The following is a 25,058-nucleotide window of genomic DNA, read 5'->3' as shown; positions in this document are numbered from 1 at the left end:
TTTAGCCAAAAAGCAGGCAGGTCGTGATGGATATTGTATTTATAGAGCAACTTTCGGTAATCACCACAATTGGTGTTTACGACTGGGAACAGACCATCGAGCAGAAGTTAGTGTTCGATATCGAAATGGGCTGGGACAACCGCAAGTCAGCAAAAAGCGATGATGTGAATGACTGTCTGAGCTACGCCGACATCAGTGAAACGGTCATCGGCCATGTGGAAGGACAGCGTTTTGCGCTGGTGGAACGTGTGGCGGAAGAGGTGGCGGAACTGCTGCTGACCAAATTCAACTCACCGTGGGTGCGCATCAAGCTGAGCAAGCCGGGAGCGGTAGCGCGTGCGGCCAATGTGGGCGTGATTATCGAGCGTGGCACAAATCTGAAAGGCAAGATTTAACGTCATAATTGCTAAACCATTTTAGGTTATATCGGTCTTATAGCTGTATCTTTCACGGGAGCCGTTGGGGCGACCGTTTTTTTATATCTTTTTAGGGGTTTATAGATGAGCGATATGCACTCGCTGCTGGTGGCGGCAATACTGGGTGTGGTCGAAGGATTGACGGAGTTTTTGCCAGTTTCCAGTACGGGCCATATGATTATCGTTGGCCATCTGCTGGGCTTTGAAGGCGATACCGCAAAGACGTTTGAAGTCGTCATTCAGCTCGGTTCTATTCTGGCGGTGGTCGTGATGTTCTGGCGTCGCCTGTTTGGCCTGATCGGCATCCACTTTGGCCGTCTGCCGCAGCGTGAAGGCGAAGGCTCGGGACGCCTGACGCTCATTCATATTCTGCTCGGGATGATCCCCGCAGTGGTGCTGGGCCTGGTTTTCCACGATGCCATCAAATCGCTGTTTAACCCTATTAACGTGATGTACGCGCTGGTGGTCGGTGGCTTCCTGCTGATTGCTGCCGAAGTGCTGAAGCCTAAAACCCCGCGTGCGGAAGGGCTGGACGATATGACGTATCGTCAGGCATTTATCATTGGCTGCTTCCAGTGTCTGGCGCTGTGGCCGGGCTTCTCCCGTTCTGGGGCAACGATTTCCGGCGGGATGTTGATGGGCGTGAGCCGTTACGCGGCGTCGGAGTTCTCGTTCCTGCTGGCGGTGCCAATGATGATGGGCGCCACCGCGCTGGATCTCTACAAAAGCATTGGCTTCCTGACCACGGGTGACATTCCGATGTTTGCCGTGGGCTTTATCACCGCCTTTATCGTGGCGCTGATTGCCATCAAAACCTTCCTGCAGCTGATTAAGCGTATCTCGTTCATTCCGTTCGCGATCTACCGCTTTATTGTCGCGGCTGCCGTTTACGTGGTCTTCTTCTGATGACCCACTGCCCTCAGTCTTTCGGCTGAGGGCAACGCTTTTCCTTCCACGCCGTTACGGCCTCAATTCGCCGTTTCGTCAGCTCTTCACGAATTTCCGGGCCTTTAAATCCTGCCTCGACAACGTCTTTCGTCGGCACCGCTTTTGCCACAATCCACGCTTCGCGCAGCAGTCGCCCCTGCGGGTAATCGGATGCTTCAAACCCGGTGCGGCCGCGAACGTCGGCTTCGCTGGTGAGTGCGATCTGCTCCACGCGCTGCGGCTTGCGCCAGGCGTCGATATTATCGAACAGCTTCACGATAGTGGCGGGTTTCAGGATCGGGAAGGTGTGGATCAGGTCGTGGAATTCAGCGACCAGTTTTGCCAGGTCACGGATCTCATTCGGCACGCGCAGGCGCTGGCAAAGCCCTTCTACCAGCTTTACGCCTGCCGGGCCGTGACCATGATGCCGTGGCCAGAATTCTTTCGGCGTTAAGCCTTTGCCGAGATCGTGGCAGAGGGTGGAAAAACGCACGTCTACTTCAGGACTGAGCATGGCCGCCATGCTCAGCGTCATCAGCGTGTGCACGCCGGTATCAATTTCCGGATGCCATTTTGCCGGCGCGGGTACGCCAAACAGCGCGTCGATTTCAGGGAACAGCACCTTCAGTGCGCCGCAGTCACGCAGGACCTGGAAAAAGACCTGTGGGTTGCGGGTGGTCAGGGCATTTTCCGTCTCTTTCCAGACGCGCTCCGGCGTCAGGTGTTCTAATTCGCCCGCCTCGGTCATGGCCGTCATCAGCGCCATCGTCTCATCCGCAATGCGGAAGCTCAGATGGGCGTAACGCGCGGCAAAGCGCGCCACGCGCAGAACGCGGAGCGGATCTTCAGAAAATGCCGGGGAGACGTGACGTAAAAGACGGTTGCGCAGGTCATCCTGCCCGCCGTAGGCATCGATGATATGGCCGTTTTCGTCCTGTGCCAGGGCGTTAATTGTGAGATCGCGGCGCAGCAAATCCTGCTCCAGCGTCACATCCGGCGCGGCGTAGCAGGTGAAACCCGTATAGCCGGAGCCGGATTTCCGTTCGGTACGCGCCAGAGCGTACTCTTCGCGGCTTTTCGGATGAAGAAACACGGGAAAATCGCGGCCTACCTGCTGGTAGCCCGCGTCGAGCATCTCTTCCGGGGTGGCGCCAACGACAACCCAGTCTTTATCTTTGACCGGCAGACCTAACAACGCATCACGTACCGCACCACCGACCAGATAACTCTTCACGCCCAACTCTCCCGTTTTCTCTTTTCCAGAATGATACGTAAGTCTGGCAGAGAAGACGAATTAGTTCATCCAGCGGTCTTTACGCTTGCGGCTTGGGATAAGATGCGGCAGGACCAGACCCAGCACCAGACCCACGCCCAGCACGCCGCCGCCATACATAAACCACTGCATGATGATGGTGCGCTGCTTGTCATCAAGCTGCAGATTCGCGGCGTTTACCTTTTTCTGCGCGACGATCAGCTCGTTTTTGAGTTTTTGATTCTCTTCTTTCAGACCGTTAATCACGCTGTCGCTCTGTGCCACTTTCTGCTGCATCTCTGCGGTGCGCTGGTTCCAGGTACCGTCGATGTTGTTCAGCTTGTCGGTCAGGGTCTTCACCTGGTTTTCCAGATCCGGAACGCGCGTGCGCAGGCTTGGTACGGTGCTCAGCTCTTTCAGCGGGATCCAGGAAGTACGACCGGTACTGTCGCGAACCTGACCATAGTTGGTGTCCGCGTTGGTCTGTAACAGGGTGACTTCCTCGCCGGCATTCACCGTGCCCACGAGGCGATAATTATCTCCGGGGCCACTGCGTACCCAGGTGTTCAGTTCGTCAGAAACGTAACGCTTCTCTTCAGCGTGCACTGCGGTTGCGGCGCTAAAAGCGAGTAAAGTAAGTCCAATCAGGCGTAATTTAAGCATCATTAGTCGTTATTTTCATAAATAGTGGAACGATAGTAGTGGCAACAGTGTCTCTACGCAAAGCATTCGTCAGCAATCAGAATCATCTGTGTCACGACTCTACACATTTACGCCCGTCAAATTGCTCATTGCATGGCAATTTGGCGCAAAATACTATGTACTGACAAACAAATGGCGAGGAAGTTCGCCCTCATTGACGCGTCTGTGACGCCCGCAAAAGTACAAGGCTATGGCTCAGGAAATCGAATTAAAATTTATCGTCGAAAAAGACAGCGTTGACGCGCTCCGCCAGCATCTGCATACGCTCTCCGGCGAGCACCATGAACCCGTACAGTTGCTCAACATCTACTACGAAACGCCGGACAACTGGCTGCGTAGCCACGATATGGGGCTGCGCATCCGCGGCGCAAACGGGCGCTACGAGATGACGATGAAAATCGCCGGCCGCGTGGTCGGCGGTTTGCACCAGCGCCCGGAATACAATATCGACATCAGTAAGCCAGAACTTGAGCTGGATCGTTTCCCGGCGGAGGTCTGGCCGGAAGGTGGACTACCTGCCACGCTGGCAGAGCAGGTACAGCCGCTGTTCAGCACCGATTTTTGCCGTGAGAAATGGCTGGTGACGGAAGGTAAGAGCCGCATTGAAATCGCGCTGGATTTAGGCGAAGTGAAGGCGGGTGAGTGCCAGGAGCCTATTTGCGAGCTGGAGCTGGAACTGCTGGAAGGAGATGCGAGCGACGTGCTGAAACTGGCGCGCAAGCTGGTGAGCCAGCCGGGTTTACGTCAGGGCAGCCTGAGCAAAGCGGCGCGCGGTTACCATTTGGCGGCCGGGAATGCGCCACGCCTGCTGAGAGAGACCCCGATTCTGCGTGTTGTTCCGAAGGCCAGCATTGAACAGGGCATGGAAGCGGCGCTGGAGCTGGCCCTCTCTCAATGGCAGTACCATGAGGAACTCTGGGCGCGTAACGTGAAAAATGCCAGCAAACAGGTGCTGGCCGCCATTGGGCTGGTGCGTCATGCCCTGGCACTGTTTGGCGGTATCGTACCGCGTAAAGCAAGTGCTCACTTACGTGACCTGCTGACCCAAACTGAAACGCTGATGCATTCCGATGTCTCCGCGCAAACGGTGATCTACAGCCCGCAAAACGCCGCGGCAAAACTGGCGCTGACCGAGTTTCTGGTGACGCGCGGCTGGCGCAGCTTCCTGGATGCAAAAGCGCAGACCAAAATCGCGGATAATTTTAAACGCTTCGCGGATATCCATCTATCCCGTCACGCTGCCGAGCTGAGAACGACCTTTGCACATCCGCTGGGTGACCAGTACGGCGATCAGCTTCCCCGTCTGGCGCGTAATATCGACAGCATGTTGCTGCTGTCGGGGGCGTATGAGGGCGTGAAGGCGCAGGCCTGGCTGGAAAACTGGCAGGGGCTCAAGCATGCCATTGAAACCCGTCAGCAGATTGAGATCGAGCATTTCCGCAACGAGGCCATTTCGCAGGATCCGTACTGGCTGCACAGCGGAAAACGTTAATTCTGGCAAGGAACCCCTGATATGCCGCTTTCTTCGCAGTTACAGCAGCACTGGCAGACCGTTTGCGAACGTCTGCCCGAGTCTTTACCGGCGTCATCGTTAAGTGAGCAGGCCAAAAGCGTGCTCACGTTCAGTGATTTTGTTCAGGAAAGTGTGAGTGCCAACCCGGACTGGCTGGCAGAGCTGGAGAGCGCACCGCCGCAGGCGAACGAGTGGCGGCAGTATGCCAGCTGGCTGCAAGCCGCGCTGGCAGATGTGGCTGATGAAGCGACGCTGATGCGCGTTCTGCGTCAGTTTCGCCGCCGGGTGATGGTACGCATTGCCTGGGCGCAGTCGCTGGCGCTGGTGAGCGAAGAGAGTACGTTGCAGCAGTTGAGCGAGCTGGCGCAAACGCTGATCATCGCCGCGCGAGACTGGCTCTACGCCGCCTGCTGTAAAGAGTGGGGCACGCCGTGCAGTGAAGAAGGGGTTCCGCAGCCGCTGTTGATTCTGGGGATGGGGAAGCTGGGCGGTTGCGAGCTGAACTTCTCCTCAGATATCGACCTGATTTTTGCCTGGCCGGAAAACGGCTCGACGCGCGGCGGGCGCCGCGAGCTGGACAACGCCCAGTTCTTTACCCGCCTCGGCCAGCGTCTGATCAAGGCACTGGACCAGCCGACGCAGGACGGCTTTGTCTACCGCGTGGACATGCGCCTGCGCCCGTTTGGCGACAGCGGTCCACTGGTGCTGAGCTTTGCCGCGCTGGAGGATTATTACCAGGAGCAGGGACGCGACTGGGAGCGTTACGCAATGGTCAAAGCGCGGATCATGGGCGACAGCGACGACGCTTATGCTAACGAACTTCGCGCCATGCTGCGCCCGTTCGTTTTCCGCCGCTACATTGATTTCAGCGTGATCCAGTCCCTGCGTAATATGAAAGGGATGATTGCCCGCGAGGTCCGCCGCCGTGGGCTGAAGGACAATATTAAGCTCGGCGCGGGCGGCATTCGTGAAATTGAATTTATCGTTCAGGTCTTCCAGCTCATTCGCGGCGGGCGAGAGCCGTCGCTGCAGTCGCGCTCGCTCCTGCCGACGCTGAGCGCCATTGAGCAACTGCACCTGCTGCCGGATGGCGACGCGCAAACCCTGCGCGAAGCCTATCTTTTCCTGCGCCGTCTGGAAAATTTGCTGCAAAGCATCAATGACGAGCAGACGCAGACATTGCCGGGCGATGAGCTGAACCGGGCGCGTCTGGCCTGGGGCATGGGTGCGGACGACTGGGCGGCACTGACCGAAACGCTGGACGCACACATGGCAGGCGTGCGCCGCATCTTTAACGATCTGATTGGCGACGATGAAAGTGAATCCCCGGATGATGCGCTCTCCGAGCACTGGCGCGAGCTGTGGCAGGATGCGCTCCAGGAAGATGACACCACGCCGGTGCTGACGCACTTAAGCGATGATGCCCGTCATCGTGTGGTGGCCTTAATTGCCGATTTCCGTCTCGAACTGAACAAACGCGCCATCGGGCCGCGCGGTCGTCAGGTGCTGGATCATCTGATGCCGCATCTGCTGAGCGAGGTCTGCTCGCGAGAAGACGCGCCGGTGCCGCTGTCGCGCATGATGCCGCTGCTGAGCGGGATTATCACGCGTACCACCTATCTTGAGCTATTGAGCGAGTTTCCGGGCGCGCTGAAGCACCTGATAACGCTCTGCGCCGCGTCGCCGATGGTGGCGAACAAGCTGGCGCGTTACCCGCTGCTGCTGGACGAACTGCTCGACCCGAACACGCTCTATCAGCCGACGGCGACGGATGCGTATCGTGACGAGCTGCGCCAGTATTTGCTGCGCGTGCCTGAAGAGGACGAAGAGCAACAGCTTGAGGCGCTGCGCCAGTTTAAACAGGCACAGATGCTGCGCGTGGCGGCGGCCGATATTGCCGGAACGCTGCCGGTGATGAAAGTGAGCGATCACTTAACCTGGCTTGCGGAAGCGATTATTGACGCGGTTGTCCATCAGGCGTGGGGGCAGATGGTGGCCCGCTACGGTCAGCCAAAACATCTGGCCGATCGAGAAGGGCGCGGCTTCGCGGTGGTGGGTTACGGCAAGCTCGGCGGCTGGGAGCTGGGATACAGTTCCGATCTGGATTTGATCTTCCTGCATGATTGCCCGGCGGACGTGATGACCGACGGCGAGCGCGAAATCGACGGGCGTCAGTTCTATCTGCGCCTGGCCCAGCGCATTATGCACCTGTTCAGCACCCGCACTTCGTCCGGCATTCTGTATGAAGTAGATGCGCGCCTGCGCCCGTCCGGCGCGGCGGGCATGCTGGTGACCTCAACGGAATCCTTCGCCGATTATCAGAAAAACGAAGCCTGGACGTGGGAGCATCAGGCGCTGGTGCGGGCCCGCGTGGTCTATGGCGATCCGCAGCTGCACGCGCAGTTCGATGCGATTCGCAGGGCGGTCATGACCACCCCGCGCGAGGGCAGTACGTTGCAGACCGAGGTGCGCGAGATGCGCGAGAAAATGCGCGCGCATCTGGGCAATAAGCATCGCGATCGCTTTGATATTAAAGCCGACGAGGGTGGTATTACCGATATTGAATTTATCACTCAGTATCTGGTGCTGCTGCACGCACACGATAAGCCGAAGCTGACGCGCTGGTCGGATAACGTGCGCATTCTGGAACTGCTGGCGCAAAACGATATTATGGACGAGCAAGAGGCGCAGGCCTTAACCCGCGCCTACACCACGCTGCGCGATGAACTTCATCACCTGGCGTTGCAGGAGCAGCCGGGACATGTCGCGCTGGACTGTTTTGCCGCAGAGCGCGCCCAGGTGACGGCAAGCTGGCAGAAATGGCTGGTGGAGCCGTGCGTAACAAATCAAGTGTGATATTATCGCGCGCAAATTGTGAATCTTTCTGGAGTCAGGAATGAAAGTAACACTGCCAGAGTTTGAACGTGCTGGAGTAATGGTTGTCGGGGATGTGATGCTGGATCGCTACTGGTATGGGCCAACCAGCCGTATCTCTCCGGAAGCGCCGGTACCGGTGGTTAAGGTCGACACCATTGAAGAGCGTCCCGGCGGCGCGGCAAACGTGGCGATGAACATTGCCTCCCTGGGCGCACAGTCGCGTCTGGTTGGCCTGACCGGCATCGACGATGCGGCGCGTGCGCTGAGCAAGTCGCTGGCGGACGTGAACGTGAAGTGCGACTTCGTTTCTGTTCCGACCCACCCAACGATTACCAAGCTGCGCGTGCTGTCGCGCAACCAGCAGCTGATCCGCCTCGACTTTGAAGAAGGGTTTGAAGGCGTTGATCCTGAGCCGCTGCACGAGCGCATTAACCAGGCGCTGGGTAATATCGGTGCGCTGGTGCTGTCCGACTACGCGAAAGGTGCGCTGGCGAGCGTGCAGACGATGATTCAGCTGGCGCGTAAGGCTAACGTGCCGGTGCTGATTGACCCGAAAGGCACCGATTTTGAGCGCTATCGCGGCGCGACGCTGCTGACGCCAAACCTCTCTGAGTTCGAAGCGGTGGCGGGCAAGTGCAAAACCGAAGAAGAACTGGTTGAACGCGGCATGAAGATCATTGCTGACTTCGAGCTGTCTGCGCTGCTGGTGACCCGCTCCGAGCAGGGGATGACGCTGCTGCAGCCGGGCAAAGCGCCGCTACATATGCCAACCCAGGCGCAGGAAGTGTACGACGTGACCGGTGCCGGTGATACGGTGATCGGCGTGCTGGCGGCGACGCTGGCAGCGGGTAACTCCCTGGAAGAGGCCTGCTACTTCGCGAACGCTGCGGCGGGTGTGGTCGTCGGCAAACTCGGGACCTCAACCGTTTCCCCTATCGAGCTGGAAAACGCGGTGCGCGGGCGTGCCGACACCGGTTTTGGCGTCATGACCGAAGACGAGCTGAAAGTGGCTGTTGCCGCTGCGCGTAAACGCGGCGAGAAAGTGGTGATGACCAACGGCGTGTTCGACATTCTGCATGCGGGTCACGTCTCTTATCTGGCGAATGCGCGCAAGCTGGGCGATCGTCTGATTGTGGCGGTCAACAGCGATGCGTCGACCAAACGTCTGAAAGGCGAAACACGTCCGGTGAACCCGCTGGAGCAGCGCATGATTGTGCTCGGCGCGCTGGAAGCGGTGGACTGGGTGGTGTCGTTTGAAGAAGATACCCCGCAGCGCCTGATTGCTGGCATTCTGCCGGACCTGCTGGTCAAAGGCGGTGATTACAAGCCGGAGCAAATCGCAGGTAGCGAAGAGGTCTGGGCCAACGGTGGTGAAGTGATGGTGCTCAACTTTGAGGACGGATGTTCAACCACCAACATCATCAGGAAGATCCAGAAAGACAGTCAGTAAAAAAAACGGGCCAGTTGGCCCGTTTTTTTCATGTCGCGTGGCGGCTGCGCCGGGATCATGTAGGCCCGGTAAGCGAAGCGCCACCGGGCACAACAGGCCGCACTTATGCCTGATCATCCACCGGTGGAATCGCCGGTGCCGGCTTCACTTCATCCGGTGCATGACGGTTTTCCAGCTCGCTCAGACGCTGTTCCAGCAGCGCCAGCTTCTCGCGGGTGCGCAGCAGAACCTGCGTCTGCACGTCGAACTCTTCGCGGCTAACTAAATCAAGGCGAACCAACTGCGCCTGCAGCGTCTGGCGGATTTTCTTCTCAACGTCATCACCAAATTCACGAATGCCTTTTGGCATGGATTCATGAACCTGACGCGCAATTTGCTCAATTTTCTTTGGGTCAATCATTGTCGTTTCCCTTGATGGAAAGGTGTCAGTGTCCATTGTAGCGCGTCATGCCCGGGGTAAACAAAATTGTTTGATGCTTATGCATTGCCCAGCATAATCAATAGCGTTATAGTTATCTCGCTTATTCTCAGGGCGGGGCGAAATTCCCCACCGGCGGTAAATCAGCTTCACGCTGAAAGCCCGCGAGCGCTTTGGGTGACTACTCAAAGGTCAGCAGATCCGGTGTAATTCCGGGGCCGACGGTTAGAGTCCGGATGGGAGAGAGTAACGATCCAGTCGGGCATGGGCCCGCTCACGTTATCTTTTTGCCGCTTGTTCGGCGCTCCTAAGACTGCCCTGATTCTGGTAACCATAATGTTAATGAGGTTTTTTTACCATGAATCAGACGCTACTTTCCTCTTTTGGCACTTCAATTCAACGTGTTGAACATGCACTGGATGCACTGCGCGAAGGCCGCGGTGTGATGGTGCTTGACGATGAAAACCGTGAAAACGAAGGCGACATGATTTTCGCTGCCGAAAACATGACCGTTGAGCAGATGGCGCTGACCATCCGTCACGGTAGCGGCATCGTATGCCTGTGTATCAACGAAGAACGCCGCCAGCAGCTTGATCTGCCAATGATGGTTGAAAACAACACCAGCGCCTTTGGGACCGGTTTTACCGTGACCATTGAAGCTGCACATGGCGTAACCACTGGTGTGTCGGCGGCTGACCGTTTGACCACCGTGCGTGCAGCCATTGCGGATGGGGCGAAACCCTCCGATCTGCACCGTCCTGGCCACGTCTTCCCGCTGCGTGCGCAGCCGGGCGGCGTGCTGACCCGTGGTGGTCATACCGAAGCGACTATCGATCTGGTGACCCTGGCAGGCTTTAAACCTGCTGGCGTGCTGTGTGAATTGACCAACGATGATGGCACCATGGCGCGCGCGCCGGAGTGCATTACCTTTGCGCGTCTGCACAACATGCCGGTAGTCACGATTGAAGATCTGGTGGAGTACCGCCAGGTGCACGAGCGCAAAGCCAGCTGAAACCGCTGATGTGAAAAAGCCGGGGAAACCCGGCTTTTTTGTGGCTAGTGGTAGTTAATTTTAAACAGCACCACCGTTTCGAACGGACCTGACTGAATGGCTTTTCCCGCGTCGGGGGAGAGCTCCGCGGTATAGGTTTGTTCATAGTTCAACGTACTCCCGGTGAAATCCGCATACTCTTCGTAGTGGTTGAAGGTATAAGGCTGGGTTCCATTGAGGATACGTAGCTTTAAGCCATTTCCAATCAACAGGGCAGTGTCGTTTTCGGAGAGCGACTCCGTCGTGTAAAACGATGAGTCCATTTTAAAGCCATCTGAACACTGGGCGTCCTGCACTTTCGTGGTTTTAACCGTAAAGGTGCGGTTGCGCGTTTGCTGATTCACGATGTCGCGCGCACTGAAGGTACCGAAATCAATCTCCTGGTTTTCAGGATAAATACTGAACGTTGCGCCGCAGTCGAGGACGGTAATGTTTTCTAATCCGTTAATGTGGTACTTGAGGTTTTTTGCATCGGCCATCTGGTTGACCCCGCCTTTTCCGTCAAACTGCACCACGACGTAGTCCCCCAGCGAACTTTTATAGCCGTGCGGCGGAACGGCCTTTATACGAACGTAAAGGCGCAGTCGGGCAATGAACGTGCGCGTGGTGTGAATATCATTGGCATTGCCTGAGCATAGCCGGTTCTCCCACCCCATTTGCTTGATTTGTTCCGGGGTGTACATGGTGATGTTGTTATTATCAAGGCACTGGCGGGTATCTACGCCGTTTGGCTGTCCCGTCGCGTCATAATCCATGCCTTCATAGGTGACCCCCAGCTCGTAGTAAGGGTCGGAAGCGGCTGGATAGGGGTTGACCCAGGCATAGACGTCCTCTTTTTCGAAGCTGCCGGCCACATCGTGGTTGCAGGTGACCGGGATTTTAATGTCGTCAGATTCCCAGATCTTTTGCCCCACCTGTGCATTGCTGGGGATAGCAAACGGACTGATCGTTTTTGTCTCTTCCACCGGGCCGCCCTGAGCGCCCAGATAGCAATCGAGCGCCAGCGCGGCTTTTAAGGGCAGCAGCGCCAGCAGCATCGCGATCAAAACATTAGTGAGCTTTCGCATCGCTTGTGGCCTTCGCATCCTTAAGTTGGCAGGTCGACGTCCCCTGACAGGTCGCGTCAAGCTTTCGCAGTGCGCCGTAATCGTCGATATAACCAATGCTGTAATAGCTGCCGTGATAGCCGCCGGTGGTGACAGAGGCGCTGGCAAAGGGTGCCAGCATCAGGCTGTCAAAGCCGGGCAGCATGGCTTTACCATTTTTGCTTAGCCAGGCGAGGGTGAGGTAATAAGGTGTAGGGTTATGAATTGTCAGCCCTTTTGCCGTTGCCGTCACCTCCATGCGCATTTCAGAACGATCGCCTGCTTTTTTCACGATAGCCTTCGGGCGCCAGAACAGCTTGATACGGCTCTGCATGGCGACCTGCATGACGCTGCGATCATCGTCGAGGCTGGCGCTTTTTGGTGGCACTTCGCGCAGGTTGAAGTAGAAGAGCGATTCCCGATCTTTTGGCAGCGCGCTGGTGGCCGCCTGCTTCACGATCCTGACCTGGGATGACGATCCGGGCTCAATGCGCTGGATCGGAGGAAGCGCCATAAAGTGGCTGTCTTCCTTACGACCGTTTTCGTCTTCGATCCAGGAGAGCGCAAGATAGGGGAGCGTTTTGCTCTGGTTATCGACCTTCAGGCTGCTGGCCTTGTCGGTTTCGGGAAAGACGATGCGGGTACGATCCAGATTGATGGCCGCCTGGGTAGCGAATGCTGTACCGATCAACATCAGGCACAGGCTTTTCAGTGGAGTGAGTTTCATCATAATTTACTGACACGGCAGCATAAGCTGCGAAAGGTTAGTGAGGTGTGAAGGTAGCGTGAAGCGACACTGGCTGGCGTCGCCCCAGGTTACCAGGAATTGCTGCTCGGGCTGTACGGCGCCCAGCCAGACATGGCCCTCGTCGGCGACGATACCCACGTCTTTACCGCTATCCGCCATCTGGACGCGGGCACCCAGCGGCGGCATGCCTGACGCGGTTCGCAGGATGCCCAGAACATCATTTCCCGCCCGGGTGGCGATCTGGCGGTAGCCGATGGCCCCTTCTGTCCAGGTCGAAGTCATGACGCGGTTATCCACGTCTACGCCTTCGGGGAGATCGTTCAGGTTGACCTGCACGCTCGACGGTGAGTAGCTGGAGAACGAAGGAAGCACACCGATCCCGAAGGCGTTGGTCTGGTCACGCGACATGTTTAGCGGAATATTGCTGATGCCGTCCGTGCTCACCATGACACGCGGTTCGTTGCCGTAGCTGCGGCGGTGCAGGGCCATGCCTTTTGCCGTACCGGTGAAGGACCCATTCCAGCTGGCGCTGAGGGAGCTGTAGTCATTCGCCTTATAACTTCCGGAAACGTTGAGATCGCCGAGCGGGGAGTAGTGCTGGTAGTTTCCGCTGAACTGCGCGCCTGCATCGGTCTGCTGACTTTCGGTACCGGCAGAAACGCCCCAGGTGTTGTTCTTGTCAGAGGTGTCGTACCACGAGAGGGTCTGGCTCAGGTTGTCGCTGTTGCGCAGGTCATAGCTGAGGCGATGGTCAGGATCCAGCGGCACGCTGAGAGACAGGTAGAACTGATTGTCGTCCTCGCGATCTTGATAGTGGGTTTTGCTGAACGATGCCGAAACGCCAAGGTTTTTCCAGCGGCCCAGATCGAAGTTATACCCCGCGGTCAGGCTGCCCGTATTGGATGGCGCTTCGTCCCACCAGGTCTGTCGGAGCAGGCTAAGGTAGAGATTGAGTGACAGCGCGGGAATGTACTGGCTGGCCGTGATGCTAAACGTCTGTTTTTCCGACTGGCTGTCATTATTTTCGCTGTCCAGGAAGCGTGCGTAGCTGAGGAACTGCGGGTCGGAGTAGCGGTAGCTGGCCAGGGTAAGCTGGCTTCCCGTGGTATCAAAGCGTTTGCTGTAGTTGAAGCGATAGCTGTAACCCGTCTGAGAGGGCTTGTTCGGGAGCTGGCTGGTCGCCTGGGTCACATCGAAGGAGAGGGCCCCGATCAGCGCGAGGTTTTGTCCGATGCCCGCTGCGATGGAGCGATAATTATCGCCATCGGCGAGCGTGCCGCCGTACAGTGAGGTATTGGAGAACAGGCCCCACGAGAACTCGCCGCTCATAAAGGCACTGTCTTCAAGGGCATGCGATGCATCTTCGCGGGGTTTGCCCACGGCAAGCTTGTAGCGAACCTGGCCCTTACGCGTCAGGAAGGGCACGGAGGCGGCGGACACCTGAAACGTGCTCACGCGGCCATCGTCTTCGGTAATTTTAACGTCCAGCGTGCCCTGGACGGATTGGTTCAAATCCTGAATGACAAACGGGCCGGGTGGCACCTTAGTTTGATAAATCACGCGGTCAGCGAGACTCACCGTGACGGTGGCATTAGTTTGCGCAATCCCGGCGATTTGCGGTGCATAGCCGCGAAGAGACCAGGGCAGCATGCGCTCATCGCTGATCAGCGACGCCCCGGTATAGGTAAAGGCATCAAAGATAGCGGACTGAAAGTCTGTCTCACCCAGCGTCAGTTTCGCGCCAAGCGTCGGCAGAGGACGGAACATATAGACGCGTGAGAAGCGGCCGTTATGGGTTGACCCTCCCTCGGCATGCGTTTGATTGTACTGATAATCGCTACGTAGACGCCATGCACCCAGGTTGGCACCTGCGGTACCGTAGGCGTTCGCGTTATCCGTGCTGCTACCTTCCTGTGGCTGATAATGGCTGGCAAAGAGGTTGTAGTCCAGCAGCACGCCGGCCACGCCGTTGTCCCAGGTGGAGGGGGGCATCCAGTCGTTCGGACGAAATTGCATCATGGCCTGAGGTACGGTGACGTGCAGCGTTTGGGTTGATTGCTCGAAGCGGAATTTAATATCCGCCTGCGGGGTAAAATCCACGCAGCCCTGTTTAAGCGTTAGGGTCTGACGAATAGTGTCCTGCAGGCCAAAGGTGTCTGCCAGTTCTGCGGGAATACAGACTTCGGCTTTGTTATCAACCTCTTTCCAGGTCAGTTCCCAGCCGTTTGCCAGTGGAATATCGTTGATCGCGACGGTGACAAAATAACGTCCTGGCGTAACGGACGTCTCTTCTTTAAAGCGAGAGAGATCAATGCCAGACCGTAAATCTTTATCGATAGCATTAATATTAAATTCAGTGGCAGAGGCGGCGTGCGCAAGCAAGATGGCAGTAATGATGATTATCGATTGTGATTTATTTTTCATCATTCTGTTACTCGAATAAATAAAAAAGCCGACTGGTAAACATCACCAGTCGGTATAACGGATCATGTTTAATCGTTATTTATACATCAGCACATAGTTGGCGTTAGCTTCAACCTGGCCCGCGGTGGCAGTGGTACCTGTTGGCACTTCCATGCGCGCTTTAAAGTGCAGCGTCTGGGTGTCTGAATTAGGCAGCAGATCCACCGTTTTTGCCGAGCCAAGGGTGATGTTTGCTTCGTCGTTGTCCAGCAGACGGACACCGACGTTTTCAGCACCGCTTGCATAGGTGTTGCTCAGAAGGCTGGTATCTGATGCGTAGGTGGCGGTGCTGCTGAACGTCACTTCCACTTTGGTTATTGGCGTCGCCGTCTCATCGTCGGGATCTGACAGAACGCAGTTCTGCAGGTTAATATCTACCGCAACGGGGGTGGACTTCTTGTTTGCATTGATGACGGCGGTGGTCACTTCACCGAGATCCACCTCTTTATCAACGCTGTCTGGTGCAATGCTGCAAGGCGCGTCAATAACAACGCCTTTAAATTTAATTTTCCCGGAGCCCTGATCGGCGGCAAATGCTGAACCAGAGACAATTGTTGCCATCGCAACGGCTAACAGTGCTTTTTTACCTGCATGCATGAAAATATCCTTTTCCAATGAATTCATACTCTGAATATTAATTTTCAGAAAATTACCATGAGATTATACCTGTGAAAAAAGAGTGAGTGCGATTAATTGCTCTTAAAAATAAATGTAGTCAACATTAAAATATAATCTGAAGTGATCTTTAGTATCGGATTAACAGCGAAAAATGGATTTTTCAGTCGCGTGAAACAATGGTCATATTAGCGATAATAATGTCTTATTTAAAAGTTGACTTTCAGGAAATAAATAAATGTAAAAATACGTGTAAAAAAAAGAGACTATCAGTGAGTACTATTTTTTCATTGAATTTATTAATTTTTAGTATGTTTGCCACCGCCGATGCCTGCTGCCTGGCGCAGAACCAGGCTCAATCCCATCGCTGACATTCATCTTTTCTTAAGTTGTTCCGGATGTTCAAATTTCCTGATGATGATCTTCATGCTTATCTGCGTTCATCTGCGCCAGATTGCGCGTAATGTAGCACCATTAAATTAACACCTTCTGTAAGGATATCATCATGACTTCTTCCCGTATGCCCGCCCTGTTTATAGGCCACGGAAGCCCAATGAATGTTCTCGAAGACAACGTCTATACCCGCGCCTGGCGTCAGCTGGGGGAGACGTTGCCGCGGCCGAAAGCGATTGTGGTGGTATCTGCACACTGGTTCACCCGGGGAACGGGCGTGACCGCCATGGAAACGCCAAAAACCATACATGATTTTGGCGGCTTCCCGCAGGCGCTTTATGACACGCACTATCCGGCACCGGGCTCGCCTGCACTGGCAGAGCGTCTGGTCGAACTGCTGGCGCCTGTTCCTGTAGCGCTGGATAAAGAGGCCTGGGGCTTTGACCACGGCTCGTGGGGCGTGCTGATTAAAATGTATCCTGATGCGGATATCCCGATGGTGCAGCTCAGCATCGACAGCACCAAACCGGCAGCCTGGCATCTGGAAATGGGGCGTAAGCTGGCGACGCTGCGTGATGAAGGCATCATGCTGGTGGCGAGCGGCAACGTGGTGCATAACCTGCGCACGGCACGCTGGCACGGTGAAAATACGCCGTACCCGTGGGCTACTGCTTTCAACGATTACGTGAAAGCCAATCTGACCTGGCAGGGACCGGGTGAAGAGCACCCGTTAGTGAACTATCTGGATCACGAAGGCGGTTCGCTCTCTAACCCGACGCCGGAACACTTCCTGCCGCTGCTGTACGTTCTTGGCGCGTGGGATGGTCAGGAGCCGGTGACACTCCCGGTCGATGGTATTGAGATGGGTAGTTTGAGTATGCTGTCGGTGCAGGTAGGGTGAAAACATGCCCGGTGGCGCTACGCTTACCGGGCCTACAAAACCGTAGGCCGGGTCAGGCGAAGCCGCCACCCGGCAGATCTTACTCTACAAAAATATGCGGATAGAACCGTGACAGATCCTGCGTGATAAGCGCGCGATCTTCGCGAATGCCAATCCCGGCGGGCTGGTCGTTAATCAGCCAGCTGCCAATCAGCGTATAGCTGTCGCCAAACTTCGGCAGTTGATAGAATGCCTGGACGATCATCCCTTCTTCGCCGTACGGTCCTTCAACCGCTTCCACCGTTTTGCCGTTTTCGATAATCGACACGTTCGCGCCTTCGCGGGAGAAAATCGGCTTAACGACGTATTTCTCCATCGGCGGGAAATCATCTTCTGCAAAATACGCTGGCAGCAGGTTTGGGTGGTTCGGGAACATTTCCCACAGCATCGGCAGCAGAGCTTTGTTAGAGATAATGCTTTTCCATGCTGGTTCCAGCCAGCGCACGCCCGCATCTTCCAGCTTGGTGGAGAACATTTCGCGCAGCATGTATTCCCACGGATAGAGCTTGAAGAGGTTGCTGATCACCTGATCCTGCATATCCGTAAACTGACCTTTTTCTCCCAAACCGATATCTTCGATATAAAGGAATTCAGTCGCCACGTCGGCTTCGGCGGCACAGTCCTGCAGATACTGCACCGTTCCACGGTCTTCTTCCGTGTCGCGGCAGCAGGCGAGGTGCAGCAGGTTGAAGCCAAACTGCTCGCGCAGCTCGGCGAAACGCGCGATAAGCTTCTCCTGCAGGCTGTTGAACTGGTCGCTGCCTGCCGGCAGGTTTCCGGCGTTCATCTGATCTTCCAGCCAAATCCACTGGAAGAATGCCGCCTCGTACAGAGAGGTTGGCGTATCCGCGTTGTTTTCCAGAAGCTTAGGCTCGCCCACGCCGTCCCATGCCAGATCGAGGCGAGAGTAGAGCGAAGGCTGATTCGTTTTCCATGACTGACGAACAAAGCTCCAGGTGTGCTTTGGAATGCGGAATTTGGTCATCAGCTCGTCGCTGTCGATGACTTTCTCCACCACTTTCAGGCACATCTGGTGCAGTTCTGCGGTCACGTCTTCAAGCTTTTCCACCTGAGCGAGCGTGAGCTTGTAGTAAGCATCTTCACACCAGTACGGTTCCCCGTACATGGTGTGGAAGTTAAACCCGTACTCGGTCGCTTTTTCGCGCCAGTCCGGGCGTTCGGTAATACTGACTCGTTCCATGATCAGCCGCCCATTGAGCGACTAGAGGTGCCTGACGCACTGCGCTGCATGCTGGTCTGTTTCGCCACAGACTCACCAAACCCACCGCGAGTGATGGTGTTGGTGGTCGCAGGTTTCGGCGCCATTGCGGTTTTCGGAACGGTCACGGTACGGCCCGGGGTTGCTGCGCCGTAGCCTTTGCCGCTGGCATCGGTATATTGACCATAGGCCGGGCTGGCCGGGTTTTTCGAGCTAAACAGCGGCTGCTGCTGGTAACCCGCGCCGCCACCCATCAGGCGGCCCATCATGTAACCTGCCATTAATGGCATCCAGAAGCTGCCGCTGGACTGCGCCTGCGCCTGATTTTCCGGCGCCATACCTGCCTGAGCTGGCGTCTGCTGGCACTGGCCTTCACCAAACTCCGCCACACAGTCTTCACGTGAGGCATACTTCGGCGCAGTGCGTTCCGCTTCTTTCAGCGCGTTGGTGTACGCCGTCTTACATTCTGCGGCCTGACCGGTTGCAGCGGAACAGTCATCTGCGTTTTGATACAGCGAAACCGTTTCGTCGTTTTTCTCACAGCCTGCCAGCATAAAGACAGCCGTAACCGCCAGCGCAACGGGAGTGAGGTGGCGCGCATTCCAGCTTTTGCGGAACGACGCGTGATTAATCGTTTTTGTCCGTTTCATATTTGTCTTCCAGGACCCAGTGGTAATAACGCTCAGGATAGAGGATGAGTGGTTGAAAATGAAGCGAAGAGAGGCGGAATCAGGGGGATCTTTACGTTGGCTTACGTTCGGGTGTGATTTTGCGCCGGGTGGCGCTTCGCTTACCCGGCCTACGATTAAGTAGGCCCGATAAGCGAAGCGCCATCGGGCAATGCTTAATGACGGAACGGGTTAGAACCGCTGCTTGCGGGGGCCGTGCTACGCGCGGCGGCTGGCTGTGCCGCAGGGGTGCTACCGTTAGCGTTGAAGTTATCAACGGCGGCAACCTGATCCGGGTTCTCAGGCGCGACGCTTTCTGGCGACGTTGAAACCGGTTTGCCCAACGTGCTGTTCAGCATCTGCAGATCCTGCTCGTTCAGCGTACCCAGAGCCTGTTTGATGTTCAGCTGGTTAATCAGGTACTGGTAACGTGCGCTGGAGAGCTGCTGTTTCGCGTTGTACAACGTGGTGGTCGCGTCGAGCACGTCAACAATCGTACGTGTACCCACGGAGTAACCGGCTTCCATCGCATCCAGGGAGCTCTGTGCAGACACCACGGCCTGTTTATAGGCGTTGATGCTGCTGATAGAGGCGTTCACGTTGTTGAAGGAAGAGCGAACGGTCTGCACCACGTTGCGGTGCGCGCTTTCCAGCTGCTCGCTAGCGCCAACAAAGTTGTACTGCGCCTGTTTCACCTGCGAGTTAACCTGACCACCCTGGTACAGCGGCAGGGAGAAGCTCAGGCCCACTTTGTTCTGGCCCATATTGCTGTCGTCATACTGTGACGTATTGGTTTTAGAGCCGCTGTAGCTGGTATCAGAGACGCCGGTTGACGCGCTCAGGCTCAGGGTTGGCAGGTGACCGTCCTGCGCCTGACGAATTTGCTCGCGGGCCAGATCCTGGCTCAGACGCGCCTGCAGCAAGCTCAGGTTGCGGTTTTCCGCCTCTTTCAGCAGCGCGTTAACCGCCTGCGGTTTATCCGTCTTAAAGCTGTCCACGTTCAGAGAGGCCAGCTCAGGATAGTAGTTGCCGGTGACCTGACGCAGCGCTTCGAGCGCGTTGTCGAGGTTATTACGCGCGGTCACTTCGTTAGCCAGCACGGTGTCGTACTGTGAACGGGCGTTTTGTACGTCGGTGATCGCCACCAGACCCACGTTGAAGCGCTGGGTGGTTTGATCCAACTGACGGTAAATCGCCTGTTTCTGCGCTTCAGTGTAGGAGAGCGCGTCGATGGCGCTCAGCACGTTGAAATACGCGGTGGCCGTGTTCAGGATCAGCGTCTGCTGATAGGTCTGATAGGTGACGTCCTGAATACCCGCGCTCTTTTCCTGCAGGGTCAGGGCACGCCATTTGGACATATCAAACAGCGTCTGTGTTAATTGCAGTGAGGCGCTGGTAGCATTGGAGTTAACGCCGTTAGCGTCGCGGAAACCGTTGCTGTAGGTATAATCTGCACCTAAACCTAACTGTGGCAGCAGTGGGCTACGCGCTTCGTTAATCTTTTCAAACGCAGCATCACGATCGGCCGCTGATTTACGTAAATCAGGGTTGCCCAGACGTGCCTGCTGGTAGACCTGTAACAGGTTTTCCGCCTGGCTCATTGCACTGAAGCCCGTCAGGCTCAGGCCGATAAGGATGGGGAGCAATTTCTTCATTTGCATTCCTTGTTGTGAAGCAGTATTAGCGCTGATCTAATTAAAAAATAATTGCCGATTCTAACAGAATCATCCACACCAAAAGGTTGGCGTTACGTGCCATCTGGCGGTAATTTGCACCAATCTACCATATAGCCTTACAAACGGCAGCCAAACAGCCTTGAAATTCACAATTTCATCACCATTGCTACCAGGACTCGACTCATGCAAAAACCAGAAAAGTTGCCCGTGACATTCGCCAAAAACGATGTAGAAATTATTGCACGAGAAACGCTTTATAGCGGTTTTTTTTCAATGGATCTTTACCGTTTCAGGCATCGCCTGTTTAACGGTGAAATGAGCGGCGAAATCAGACGCGAAATTTTTGAGCGCGGACATGCGGCTGTCTTGCTACCCTTTGACCCAGTGCGTGATGAAGTTGTGCTGGTGGAGCAGATCCGCATCGCCGCGTATGACGTCAGTGAGAGCCCGTGGCTGCTGGAGATGGTGGCCGGGATGATCGAAGAGGGCGAGACGGTTGAAGACGTCGCCCGCCGCGAGGCGCTGGAAGAGGCCGGGCTGGTGGTTGGTCGTACAAAACCGGTGTTGAGTTATCTGGCGAGCCCGGGGGGCACCAGCGAGCGCTTGTCCATCATGGTGGGCGAAGTGGACGCCACGACGGCGGAAGGGATCCACGGTCTGGCTGATGAAAACGAAGATATTCGGGTTCATGTGGTGAGCCGGGAACAGGCTTATCAGTGGGTAGAAGAGGGGAAAATCGACAACGCAGCGTCTGTCATTGCCCTGCAATGGCTGCAACTGCATTATCAGACATTACGAAACGAGTGGAAAAAATGAAGCGCTATACACCTGACTTCCCAGAAATGATGCGCCTGTGCGAAACCAATTTCGCACAATTGCGCCGCCTGCTGCCGAGAAATGACGCACCCGGCGAAACGGTAAGCTATCAGGTGAGCAATGCGCAGTATCGGTTAACGATAACAGAATCAACGCGCTACACTACGCTGGTCGAAATTGAACAAACGGCGCCCAGCATTAGCTACTGGAGCCTGCCGTCAATGACGGTGCGCCTCTATCATGATGCGATGGTCGCTGAAGTGTGTTCGAGTCAGCAGATCTTTCGCTTCAAGGCGCGGTATGATTACCCGAATAAAAAGTTGCATCAACGCGACGAAAAGCATCAAATTAACCAGTTTTTAGCCGACTGGCTAAGATATTGTTTAGCACATGGAGCAATGGCGATTCCGGTTTGTTAGCGTCATAAACCTACCTAAGGACACCATTTGGAAAGCCTGTTGAACCTGACTGTTGCTGGTGGGGCGCCAGTCAGGATATTACAAATCACCGATACCCACCTTTTTGCCGAAAAGCATGAGACGCTGCTCGGGGTAAATACCTGGGAGAGCTATCAGGCAGTACTTAGCGCCATTCACGCTGAACATCGCGACTGCGATCTGATAGTTGCAACAGGCGATCTGGCGCAGGACCAATCCTCCGCGGCCTACCAGCATTTTGCTGAAGGCATCGCGAGCTTTAGCGTGCCTTGCGTCTGGCTGCCGGGAAACCACGATTTCCAGCCCGCGATGTACAGCTCGCTCCAGGACGCGGGGATTTCTCCGGCGAAGTGTGTTTTTGCGGGTGAAAAGTGGCAGATCCTGCTGCTGGACAGCCAGGTATTTGGCGTCCCGCACGGTGAGTTAAGCGAGTTTCAACTCGACTGGCTGGAGACCAAACTGGCTGCCGAACCTGAACGTCATACCCTGCTGTTGCTGCATCATCATCCGCTCCCGGCGGGCTGCAGCTGGCTCGATCAACACAGCCTGCGTAACTCCGCCGCGCTGGATCGCGTGCTGACGAAGTTCCCCCGCGTGAAACATCTGCTGTGCGGACACATTCATCAGGAACAGGATCTCGACTGGAACGGGCGCCGCATGCTGGCGACGCCGTCGACCTGCGTGCAGTTTAAACCGCACTGTGCCAACTTTACGCTGGATACTATCGCGCCAGGCTGGCGCTGGCTGGAACTGCATGCCGACGGCACGCTGACCACGGAAGTCTGCCGTCTGGCAGGCGCACAATTCCGACCAGATACCGCTTCAGAAGGCTATTGATGTCTACGCTCCTTTATCTGCACGGATTCAACAGCTCGCCGCGCTCCGCAAAAGCGACACAGTTTCGCCAGTGGCTGAGCGAGCATCACCCCCATGTTGAGATGATTATCCCGCAGCTGCCGCCTTATCCGGCGGAGGCGGCGGAAATGCTCGAATCCATCGTGCTTGAACACGGCGGTGAATCGTTTGGTGTGGTCGGCTCATCGCTGGGCGGGTACTACGCCACCTGGCTCTCGCAATGCTTTATGCTGCCGGCCGTTGTGGTGAATCCGGCGGTACGGCCATTTGAGCTGCTGAGGGACTTTCTTGGTGAAAACGAGAACCCCTACACCGGGCAGCAATATGTGCTAGAGTCACGCCATATTTACGATCTCAAAGTTATGCAGGTCGACCCGCTTGAAGCGCCGGATCTCATCTGGCTGCTGCAACAGACGGGTGATGAAGTGCTGGATTACCGCCAGGCAGTGGCGTATTACGCATCCTGCCGCCAGACTATAGAAGAAGGCGGAAACCATGCTTTCACGGGCTTTGAGAATCATTTCACCCAGATTGTCGATTTTCTTGGACTGCACAGCCACTGACAATCAATGCGAATTGCTAGTTTAAATCATGACGCAAACCTATAACGCTGATGCCATTGAGGTCCTCACCGGGCTTGAGCCGGTTCGCCGCCGCCCGGGGATGTACACCGATACAACGCGCCCAAACCACCTGGGCCAGGAAGTTATTGATAACAGTGTGGACGAAGCGCTGGCGGGCCATGCCAAACGCGTTGACGTCATCCTGCATGCCGATCAGTCGCTGGAAGTTATCGACGACGGGCGCGGCATGCCGGTGGACATCCACCCGGAAGAGGGCGTGCCTGCCGTTGAGCTGATCCTGTGTCGTCTGCACGCGGGCGGTAAGTTCTCCAACAAAAACTACCAGTTCTCCGGCGGTTTGCACGGCGTGGGGATCTCTGTGGTTAACGCCCTGTCCAAACGGGTGGAAGTGAACGTCCGTCGCGACGGTCAGGTCTATAACATCGCGTTTGAAAACGGCGAAAAGGTGCAGGATTTGCAGGTTGTCGGCACATGCGGCAAACGCAACACCGGTACCAGCGTCCACTTCTGGCCAGACGAAAGCTTCTTCGACAGCCCGCGTTTTTCCGTTTCTCGCCTGACGCACCTGCTGAAAGCGAAAGCGGTGCTGTGTCCGGGCGTAGAAATCACCTTTACCGATCATGTCAACAACACCCAGCAGACCTGGTGCTACGCCGATGGTCTTAATGACTATCTGTGCGAAGCGGTAAACGGCCTGCCGACGCTGCCGGAAAAACCGTTCGTCGGTAACTTTAGCGGTGACACCGAAGCGGTGGACTGGGCGCTGCTGTGGCTGCCGGAAGGCGGCGAGCTGCTGACGGAAAGCTACGTCAACCTGATTCCAACCATGCTTGGCGGTACGCACGTCAACGGCCTGCGTCAGGGCCTGCTGGATGCGATGCGCGAGTTCTGCGAATACCGCAACATTCTGCCGCGCGGCGTGAAGCTGTCGGCGGAAGATATCTGGGATCGCTGCGCCTACGTGCTCTCCGTGAAGATGCAGGATCCGCAGTTTGCCGGCCAGACCAAAGAGCGTCTGTCGTCACGTCAGTGTGCGGCATTCGTCTCCGGCGTGGTGAAAGATGCCTTTACCCTGTGGCTGAACCAGAACGTTCAGGCGGCAGAGATGCTGGCTGAAATGGCGATTTCCAGCGCCCAGCGCCGTCTGCGTGCGGCGAAGAAAGTGGTACGTAAAAAGCTGACCAGCGGCCCTGCGCTGCCGGGCAAGCTGGCGGACTGTACCGCACAGGACCTCAACCGTACCGAGCTGTTCCTCGTGGAAGGGGACTCGGCGGGCGGGTCGGCCAAGCAGGCGCGCGATCGTGAATATCAGGCGATCATGCCGCTTAAGGGTAAGATCCTGAACACCTGGGAAGTCTCTTCAGATGAAGTGCTGGCTTCGCAGGAAGTGCATGATATTTCCGTAGCGATCGGTATCGATCCTGACAGCGACGATCTGAGCCAGCTGCGTTACGGCAAGATCTGTATCCTCGCGGATGCGGACTCCGATGGTCTGCACATTGCCACGCTGCTGTGCGCGCTGTTCGTGAAGCACTTCCGCACGCTGGTGAAAAACGGTCACGTCCACGTGGCGCTGCCGCCGCTGTACCGTATCGACCTCGGCAAAGAGGTTTATTACGCGCTGACGGAAGAAGAGAAGGCGGGCGTGCTGGAACAGCTGAAGCGTAAGAAGGGCAAGCCTAACGTCCAGCGCTTTAAAGGGCTGGGTGAGATGAACCCAATGCAGCTGCGTGAAACGACGCTGGATCCGAATACGCGCCGTCTGGTGCAGCTGACCATCAGCGACGAAGACGAACAGCAAACGAATGCCATGATGGATATGCTCCTTGCCAAGAAACGTTCGGAAGACCGACGTAACTGGCTGCAGGAGAAGGGTGATATGGCGGATATTGAGGCCTGATGCCCTCACCCTAACCCTCTCCCACAGGGAGAGGGAATGGATCGTAGGCCCGG

The 25,058-nt window shown here is 56.1% G+C and carries 22 protein-coding genes and 1 riboswitch; of the genes, 12 read left to right on the top strand and 10 right to left on the bottom strand.

The window, feature by feature from the left end; genetic code table 11:
- Positions 1–26: 26 nt before the first annotated feature.
- Positions 27–395 carry a bifunctional dihydroneopterin aldolase/7,8-dihydroneopterin epimerase gene (gene folB, locus ACOTY9_RS13370; protein ID WP_014885275.1) on the top strand — a complete coding sequence of 123 codons (369 nt, stop codon included), beginning with the start codon at positions 27–29 and terminating at the stop codon, positions 393–395.
- A gap of 105 nt (positions 396–500) precedes the next feature.
- On the top strand, positions 501–1,322 hold the full coding sequence (bacA, locus tag ACOTY9_RS13365; RefSeq protein WP_023337815.1) for an undecaprenyl-diphosphate phosphatase: 822 nt from the start codon (positions 501–503) through the stop codon (positions 1,320–1,322).
- 13 nt (positions 1,323–1,335) lie between these two features.
- Here the strand turns inward: bacA and ACOTY9_RS13360 are convergent, their stop codons facing one another.
- The gene (locus ACOTY9_RS13360) at positions 1,336–2,577 is read right to left on the bottom strand and encodes a multifunctional CCA addition/repair protein (protein WP_014885273.1); all 1,242 of its coding nucleotides are present in this window, start codon (positions 2,575–2,577) and stop codon (positions 1,336–1,338) included.
- A 60-nt stretch (positions 2,578–2,637) separates the two neighbouring features.
- The gene (locus ACOTY9_RS13355; RefSeq protein ID WP_014885272.1) at positions 2,638–3,258 is read right to left on the bottom strand and encodes a TIGR04211 family SH3 domain-containing protein; all 621 of its coding nucleotides are present in this window, start codon (positions 3,256–3,258) and stop codon (positions 2,638–2,640) included.
- Between the two features lie 229 nt (positions 3,259–3,487).
- Here ACOTY9_RS13355 and ACOTY9_RS13350 point away from each other — a divergent pair, with 229 nt between their 5' ends.
- The 3 genes from ACOTY9_RS13350 to hldE are packed head-to-tail and all read left to right on the top strand — an operon-like array spanning position 3,488 to position 9,137.
- Positions 3,488–4,789, top strand: coding sequence for an inorganic triphosphatase (locus ACOTY9_RS13350; RefSeq protein WP_058690393.1), 1,302 nt, complete (start codon positions 3,488–3,490; stop codon positions 4,787–4,789).
- 21 nt (positions 4,790–4,810) lie between these two features.
- Positions 4,811–7,666 (top strand): bifunctional [glutamate--ammonia ligase]-adenylyl-L-tyrosine phosphorylase/[glutamate--ammonia-ligase] adenylyltransferase, encoded by a 2,856-nt coding sequence (gene glnE, locus ACOTY9_RS13345; protein WP_248187800.1) that lies wholly within the window; start codon positions 4,811–4,813, stop codon positions 7,664–7,666.
- Positions 7,667–7,706: 40 nt separating this feature from the next.
- Positions 7,707–9,137: a bifunctional D-glycero-beta-D-manno-heptose-7-phosphate kinase/D-glycero-beta-D-manno-heptose 1-phosphate adenylyltransferase HldE gene (hldE, locus tag ACOTY9_RS13340; protein ID WP_023337812.1), complete on the top strand. Its 1,431-nt coding sequence runs from the start codon at positions 7,707–7,709 to the stop codon at positions 9,135–9,137.
- Positions 9,138–9,240: 103 nt separating this feature from the next.
- Here hldE and ubiK read toward each other — a convergent pair whose 3' ends face one another.
- On the bottom strand, positions 9,241–9,537 hold the full coding sequence (ubiK, locus tag ACOTY9_RS13335) for a ubiquinone biosynthesis accessory factor UbiK (RefSeq protein WP_348565928.1): 297 nt from the start codon (positions 9,535–9,537) through the stop codon (positions 9,241–9,243).
- Positions 9,538–9,656: 119 nt separating this feature from the next.
- Positions 9,657–9,807: riboswitch (FMN riboswitch) on the top strand.
- A gap of 106 nt (positions 9,808–9,913) precedes the next feature.
- Between ubiK and ribB the strand changes: the two genes are divergently transcribed.
- The gene (ribB, locus tag ACOTY9_RS13330) at positions 9,914–10,567 is read left to right on the top strand and encodes a 3,4-dihydroxy-2-butanone-4-phosphate synthase (protein ID WP_348565927.1); all 654 of its coding nucleotides are present in this window, start codon (positions 9,914–9,916) and stop codon (positions 10,565–10,567) included.
- Positions 10,568–10,611: 44 nt separating this feature from the next.
- On the opposite strand, the gene ACOTY9_RS13325 is transcribed toward ribB, so the two are convergent.
- From ACOTY9_RS13325 to ACOTY9_RS13310, 4 genes are all read right to left on the bottom strand, one after another.
- Positions 10,612–11,673 (bottom strand): type 1 fimbrial protein, encoded by a 1,062-nt coding sequence (locus ACOTY9_RS13325; protein ID WP_014885266.1) that lies wholly within the window; start codon positions 11,671–11,673, stop codon positions 10,612–10,614.
- The gene (locus ACOTY9_RS13320; RefSeq protein WP_250128399.1) at positions 11,657–12,418 is read right to left on the bottom strand and encodes a fimbrial biogenesis chaperone; all 762 of its coding nucleotides are present in this window, start codon (positions 12,416–12,418) and stop codon (positions 11,657–11,659) included. The genes ACOTY9_RS13325 and ACOTY9_RS13320 overlap by 17 nt, the downstream gene beginning before the upstream one ends.
- Positions 12,419–12,424: 6 nt before the next feature.
- Positions 12,425–14,863 (bottom strand): fimbria/pilus outer membrane usher protein, encoded by a 2,439-nt coding sequence (locus ACOTY9_RS13315; RefSeq protein ID WP_348565960.1) that lies wholly within the window; start codon positions 14,861–14,863, stop codon positions 12,425–12,427.
- A 75-nt stretch (positions 14,864–14,938) separates the two neighbouring features.
- Entirely contained in the window at positions 14,939–15,499 is a 561-nt protein-coding gene (locus ACOTY9_RS13310; protein WP_014885263.1) for a fimbrial protein, read from the bottom strand.
- A gap of 523 nt (positions 15,500–16,022) precedes the next feature.
- Here ACOTY9_RS13310 and ygiD point away from each other — a divergent pair.
- Positions 16,023–16,811, top strand: coding sequence for a 4,5-DOPA dioxygenase extradiol (gene ygiD / locus ACOTY9_RS13305; protein WP_014885262.1), 789 nt, complete (start codon positions 16,023–16,025; stop codon positions 16,809–16,811).
- A 79-nt stretch (positions 16,812–16,890) separates the two neighbouring features.
- Here the strand turns inward: ygiD and ACOTY9_RS13300 are convergent, their stop codons facing one another.
- From ACOTY9_RS13300 to tolC, 3 genes are all read right to left on the bottom strand, one after another.
- Positions 16,891–18,051 (bottom strand): glutathionylspermidine synthase family protein, encoded by a 1,161-nt coding sequence (locus tag ACOTY9_RS13300; RefSeq protein ID WP_023337808.1) that lies wholly within the window; start codon positions 18,049–18,051, stop codon positions 16,891–16,893.
- A 2-nt stretch (positions 18,052–18,053) separates the two neighbouring features.
- A complete protein-coding gene (locus ACOTY9_RS13295) occupies positions 18,054–18,719 on the bottom strand; it encodes a DUF1190 family protein (RefSeq protein WP_014885260.1) in 666 nt (221 codons plus the stop codon).
- A 194-nt stretch (positions 18,720–18,913) separates the two neighbouring features.
- Positions 18,914–20,398, bottom strand: coding sequence for an outer membrane channel protein TolC (tolC, locus tag ACOTY9_RS13290; protein WP_348565926.1), 1,485 nt, complete (start codon positions 20,396–20,398; stop codon positions 18,914–18,916).
- Positions 20,399–20,596: 198 nt separating this feature from the next.
- Here tolC and nudF point away from each other — a divergent pair, with 198 nt between their 5' ends.
- The 5 genes from nudF to parE are packed head-to-tail and all read left to right on the top strand — an operon-like array spanning position 20,597 to position 25,005.
- On the top strand, positions 20,597–21,229 hold the full coding sequence (nudF, locus tag ACOTY9_RS13285) for an ADP-ribose diphosphatase (protein ID WP_008502974.1): 633 nt from the start codon (positions 20,597–20,599) through the stop codon (positions 21,227–21,229).
- Positions 21,226–21,648, top strand: a complete 423-nt coding sequence (locus ACOTY9_RS13280) for a DUF1249 family protein (RefSeq protein ID WP_003862516.1) — start codon at positions 21,226–21,228, stop codon at positions 21,646–21,648. The genes nudF and ACOTY9_RS13280 overlap by 4 nt, the downstream gene beginning before the upstream one ends.
- Positions 21,649–21,675: 27 nt before the next feature.
- Positions 21,676–22,503: a 3',5'-cyclic-AMP phosphodiesterase gene (gene cpdA, locus ACOTY9_RS13275; RefSeq protein ID WP_014885258.1), complete on the top strand. Its 828-nt coding sequence runs from the start codon at positions 21,676–21,678 to the stop codon at positions 22,501–22,503.
- Positions 22,503–23,084, top strand: a complete 582-nt coding sequence (gene yqiA, locus ACOTY9_RS13270) for an esterase YqiA (protein WP_023331317.1) — start codon at positions 22,503–22,505, stop codon at positions 23,082–23,084. Before cpdA ends, yqiA begins: the two co-directional genes overlap by 1 nt.
- 28 nt (positions 23,085–23,112) lie before the next feature.
- Positions 23,113–25,005: a DNA topoisomerase IV subunit B gene (gene parE / locus ACOTY9_RS13265; protein ID WP_179121208.1), complete on the top strand. Its 1,893-nt coding sequence runs from the start codon at positions 23,113–23,115 to the stop codon at positions 25,003–25,005.
- The last annotated feature ends 53 nt before the right edge of the window (positions 25,006–25,058 follow it).

The sequence above is a fragment of the Enterobacter cloacae complex sp. SHL012 genome (genome assembly GCF_049237505.1).
GTDB classification, from domain to species: domain Bacteria; phylum Pseudomonadota; class Gammaproteobacteria; order Enterobacterales; family Enterobacteriaceae; genus Enterobacter; species Enterobacter kobei.
This window is presented reverse-complemented; position numbering and strand designations above follow the sequence as displayed.

Bases quoted from the DNA above. Each gene is read 5' to 3' on its own strand.
- ACOTY9_RS13295 (WP_014885260.1), bottom strand. From the start codon at position 18,719: ATGAAACGGACAAAAACGATTAATCACGCGTCGTTCCGCAAAAGCTGG.
- ACOTY9_RS13280 (WP_003862516.1), top strand. From the start codon at position 21,226: ATGAAGCGCTATACACCTGACTTCCCAGAAATGATGCGCCTGTGCGAA.
- ACOTY9_RS13310 (WP_014885263.1), bottom strand. From the start codon at position 15,499: ATGCATGCAGGTAAAAAAGCACTGTTAGCCGTTGCGATGGCAACAATT.
- folB (WP_014885275.1), top strand. From the start codon at position 27: ATGGATATTGTATTTATAGAGCAACTTTCGGTAATCACCACAATTGGT.
- bacA (WP_023337815.1), top strand. From the start codon at position 501: ATGAGCGATATGCACTCGCTGCTGGTGGCGGCAATACTGGGTGTGGTC.
- ACOTY9_RS13355 (WP_014885272.1), bottom strand. From the start codon at position 3,258: ATGCTTAAATTACGCCTGATTGGACTTACTTTACTCGCTTTTAGCGCC.
- ACOTY9_RS13350 (WP_058690393.1), top strand. From the start codon at position 3,488: ATGGCTCAGGAAATCGAATTAAAATTTATCGTCGAAAAAGACAGCGTT.
- nudF (WP_008502974.1), top strand. From the start codon at position 20,597: ATGCAAAAACCAGAAAAGTTGCCCGTGACATTCGCCAAAAACGATGTA.
- yqiA (WP_023331317.1), top strand. From the start codon at position 22,503: ATGTCTACGCTCCTTTATCTGCACGGATTCAACAGCTCGCCGCGCTCC.
- ACOTY9_RS13320 (WP_250128399.1), bottom strand. From the start codon at position 12,418: ATGAAACTCACTCCACTGAAAAGCCTGTGCCTGATGTTGATCGGTACA.
- glnE (WP_248187800.1), top strand. From the start codon at position 4,811: ATGCCGCTTTCTTCGCAGTTACAGCAGCACTGGCAGACCGTTTGCGAA.
- ACOTY9_RS13315 (WP_348565960.1), bottom strand. From the start codon at position 14,863: ATGAAAAATAAATCACAATCGATAATCATCATTACTGCCATCTTGCTT.
- ygiD (WP_014885262.1), top strand. From the start codon at position 16,023: ATGACTTCTTCCCGTATGCCCGCCCTGTTTATAGGCCACGGAAGCCCA.
- parE (WP_179121208.1), top strand. From the start codon at position 23,113: ATGACGCAAACCTATAACGCTGATGCCATTGAGGTCCTCACCGGGCTT.
- hldE (WP_023337812.1), top strand. From the start codon at position 7,707: ATGAAAGTAACACTGCCAGAGTTTGAACGTGCTGGAGTAATGGTTGTC.
- tolC (WP_348565926.1), bottom strand. From the start codon at position 20,398: ATGCAAATGAAGAAATTGCTCCCCATCCTTATCGGCCTGAGCCTGACG.
- ubiK (WP_348565928.1), bottom strand. From the start codon at position 9,537: ATGATTGACCCAAAGAAAATTGAGCAAATTGCGCGTCAGGTTCATGAA.
- ACOTY9_RS13300 (WP_023337808.1), bottom strand. From the start codon at position 18,051: ATGGAACGAGTCAGTATTACCGAACGCCCGGACTGGCGCGAAAAAGCG.
- ribB (WP_348565927.1), top strand. From the start codon at position 9,914: ATGAATCAGACGCTACTTTCCTCTTTTGGCACTTCAATTCAACGTGTT.
- ACOTY9_RS13325 (WP_014885266.1), bottom strand. From the start codon at position 11,673: ATGCGAAAGCTCACTAATGTTTTGATCGCGATGCTGCTGGCGCTGCTG.